Here is a 3,544-nt window from a genome sequence, read left to right as displayed (position 1 = left end):
CGTACCCCGCCCAGCAGGGTCGCCGCCCGGGCGGCGGTGTCCGCGGCCGCCACGCCGTCCCCGAGGGCGACCTGTGTCTCGGCGGCCCGCAGCATGTACATGGCGCGTGCGGCCGGGGGCAGCGGCAGGCGGGTCGCCTCAGTGTTGGACAGCACCGGCGCGAAGTGCTTGATGGCGCGGTCCGGTTGCCCCAGATCCAGCAGCGAGACCCCGTCCATCAGGCGCAGCCAGGCGTGGCAGCGGATCGGCAGGATCGGGAGGTTCCCGGAGGCGACTCCGGTGTCCAGAGCCTGTCTTCCCGAGGACAGTGCCCGCCTGCGGCCCAGATCGTCCCCGCGCATCGCGTGGATGCGTGCGGTCTGCGCGTGCATGAGCGCCACCAGCGCCGGGTCCTTCACGCTGATCTGGTTGTCGTTGAGCAACGCGCCCACCGCCGTGACGAGTTCCGCGGCCTCCTCGTGCAACTGGAGGTCGAGGTACTGCCCTACGTGCAGGGTCACGATCGCCGCGGCCGTCTCGGCGTCCGCGGCGGCCGTGGCGCACCGCAGCGCGGCGAGGTAGTACCGCTGCGAGTTGATGTGCTCGCCCTGGAGGCGTGCGATGAACCCGCACACGGCCAGACCCTCGGCCGCGATGATCAACAGGTCCGGGCCGGTGCGCAGCGTGTCCGGTGCGGCCAGGAAGTGGTTGGCCAGCGTGCGCAGTTCCATCTCGCTCGCGTGCACCAGCCAGTCCGCGGTGAACCGCTTGGTGAACGTCTGGAGTTCGCGCAACCGAGTGCAGGCCTCCAGCACCGACCCGGACTCGTTGTCACCCGGCCCGCGCAGCAGTGCGGAGGCCTCCCGGCGGGCGTCCTCCGGGGCCTTCGCCAGCGCCTCGGACATGGCGTCCGTCCAGGCCTCGGCGAGAGATCTGGCGGCCTTGCCGGTGGCGAGGAGATATTCCTGCTGGATCAGCTTCCGGCCGATGACCGCGTCGAGTATGGCCTCGGGAACTGCCGCACTGGTCCAGGGCAGTTCGAGCTGGCGCGCGTCCCCGATGGCCAGGTGCAGCCAGTCGGGCCACTTGCGGGTCATCACCTCTTCCTGGGGGACTGCATGGATGTGTGCCATCGCGAGCTGGGCGGTGAGCTCCGGCACCGCACGACCGGCCTCCCACCGGGAGACCTTCTCCCGTCGCGCGGCCATCTGGCCGAAACCGAGTTCGGCGTGCGTTTTGGCGATCAAGTGCGCGTACTCGCCGTGTGTGTAGCCTGCCTTGGCCCTTAAAGCCGCCAATGGATGGCGGTACCGGGCGGTGGACGCAATACCTATGACGTCGCTCAACCTCGTGCCCCTCACTGAAGTCGGCCGTCGGGGGAAACCTAGTGTTTGTTTCGAGACCTTCACCTTGCCTTGTGGCCTCGCAACAGGTACGGCCCGCGGGGAAGGGCGGGTTCACCATGAACGGGCCGTTGCGGGCCACGCCGGCGGAGCGGGCTCCGGCATGTTCCGTCGGCGCCTCACATGACGATAATGTGAACTCCGTATGACGAACTCTATTGACAATAACGGTGATTGGACATATGTCCCGCCCCTCTGTCGGCCGCCAGCCCGCCGGTCGGCAGGTTCCCTGACGAAGCGCAACCAGCTACCGCAGGCGCCGACAAGGAGATAGAGACTTGCGCGAGTTCAGCGTGCCATCCCTGTACGACGTTCCCCCAGACGGAAATCTGACAGAACTGGTGCTGCGCAACGCGGCCGAGTATCCGGACCGTGCGGTGCTCGCGCGCAAGGTATCCGGGCACTGGCAGGATGTCACCTCGGCCGAGTTCCTGGCCGAAGTGCGTGCCACCGCCAAGGGCGTCATCGCCTCCGGCGTGCAGCCCGGCGACCGGGTCGCGCTGATGTCGCGCACCAGGTACGAGTGGACCCTGCTCGACTTCGCGCTCTGGTTCGCCGGCGCGGTCTCGGTGCCCATCTACGAGACCTCCTCCGCCGAGCAGATCGAGTGGATCATCGGCGACTCCGGCGCGGTGGCGTTCATCGTGGAGTCGGCGGAACACCAGGCCGTGGTCGAGGAGATCCGCGACCGCCTGCCCGGGCTCAAGAACGTCTGGCGGATCGACGCCGACGCGGTGGGCGAGCTGGTCGAGGCCGGCCGCGACGTGACCGAGCCCGAGGTCGACGAGCGCCGGGCCTCGGCCAATGCCGACTCGCTCGCCACCATCGTCTACACCTCGGGCACCACCGGCCGCCCCAAGGGCTGCAAGCTCACCCACCGCAACTTCCTCGCGGAGTGCGGGAACACGATCGCGCTCAACAAGCCGCTGTTCTCCGACGACGCGTCCGTGCTGCTCTTCCTGCCGCTCGCGCACGTCATGGCCCGGGTCGCGGCACTCGTCGCGATCATGGCCCCGGTCAAGCTGGGCCACCTCAGCGACGTCAAGCACGTCACCGACGAACTGGCCGACTTCAAACCGACGTTCCTCCTGTCCGTGCCCCGCGTCTTCGAGAAGGTCTACAACTCCGCCCGGGCGCAGGCGCGGGCGGGCGGCAAGGGGAAGATCTTCGACCAGGCGGTGGAGACGGCCATCGCGTACAGCCGGGCGCTGGAGACCCCGTCCGGTCCCGGACTGACCCTGCGCCTGCGGCACAAGGTGTTCGACCGGCTCGTGTACGCCAAGCTGCGCGCGGTGCTGGGCGGGCGCGCCACGCACGCCATCTCCGGCGGGGCGCCGCTGGGGGAGCGCCTGGGGCACTTCTACCGGGGCCTCGGGTTCACCGTCCTGGAGGGCTACGGCCTCGCCGAGTCGTGTGCGGCCAGCACGTTCAACCCGCACGACCGCCAGAAGATCGGCACCGTCGGCCTGCCCATGCCGTGCAGCGGCGTGCGGATCGCCGACGACGGCGAGGTCCTGCTGCGCGGCGACCACATCTTCACCGGCTACTGGAACAACGACAAGGCGACGGCCGCGGTCTTCACCGACGAGTGGTTCCACACCGGCGACATCGGCGCCCTGGACGACGAGGGCTACCTGACCATCACCGGCCGGAAGAAGGAACTCCTGGTCACCGCGGGCGGCAAGAACGTCGCCCCGGCGGTGATCGAGGACCGCATCCGGGCACACGCGCTGGTGGCCGAATGCATGGTCATCGGCGACGCCAAGCCGTTCGTCGCGGCACTGGTGACGCTGGACGAGGAGTTCCTGCCGCGCTGGGCCCTCCAGAGCGGCAAGCCGGAGGGCATGAGCGCCGAGGACCTGCGCACGGACCCCGACCTGCTGGCCGAGATCCAGCAGGCCGTCGACGACGGGAACGCGGCGGTCTCGCGCGGTGAGGCGGTCCGCAAGTTCCGGATCCTGGACATCCAGTTCACCGTGGCCTCCGGTCACCTGACCCCCTCGCTCAAGCTCAAGCGGCACGTGGTGATGGCCGACTTCGAGGCCGAGATCGACGCGCTGTACGCGTCCTGACCGACAGATCGGCGCGGGCCCCGGACACCGTCCCTGGGCCCGCGCCGAGCCGTGAAGCACAGCTCGGGCCCCTGAAACACCGCCCCTGGG

General features: G+C 69.4%; 2 protein-coding genes. One reads left to right on the top strand and one right to left on the bottom strand.

The annotated features are described in order from the left end of the window. A partial coding sequence (locus ACRX5S_RS25060; RefSeq protein ID WP_436775337.1) for a transcriptional regulator occupies positions 1-1,226 on the bottom strand: 1,226 nt, incomplete at its 3' end. A gap of 434 nt (positions 1,227-1,660) precedes the next feature. Here ACRX5S_RS25060 and ACRX5S_RS25055 point away from each other — a divergent pair. Next, positions 1,661-3,454 carry an AMP-dependent synthetase/ligase gene (locus tag ACRX5S_RS25055; protein WP_436775336.1) on the top strand — a complete coding sequence of 598 codons (1,794 nt, stop codon included), beginning with the start codon at positions 1,661-1,663 and terminating at the stop codon, positions 3,452-3,454. Positions 3,455-3,544 lie beyond the last annotated feature (90 nt).

Origin of the sequence: Yinghuangia sp. YIM S09857 (assembly GCF_051388915.1) — a bacterium.
GTDB lineage: Bacteria > Actinomycetota > Actinomycetes > Streptomycetales > Streptomycetaceae > Yinghuangia.
Note: the sequence above shows the minus strand (reverse complement) of the source record. Positions and strands in the feature narration are given on the sequence as shown.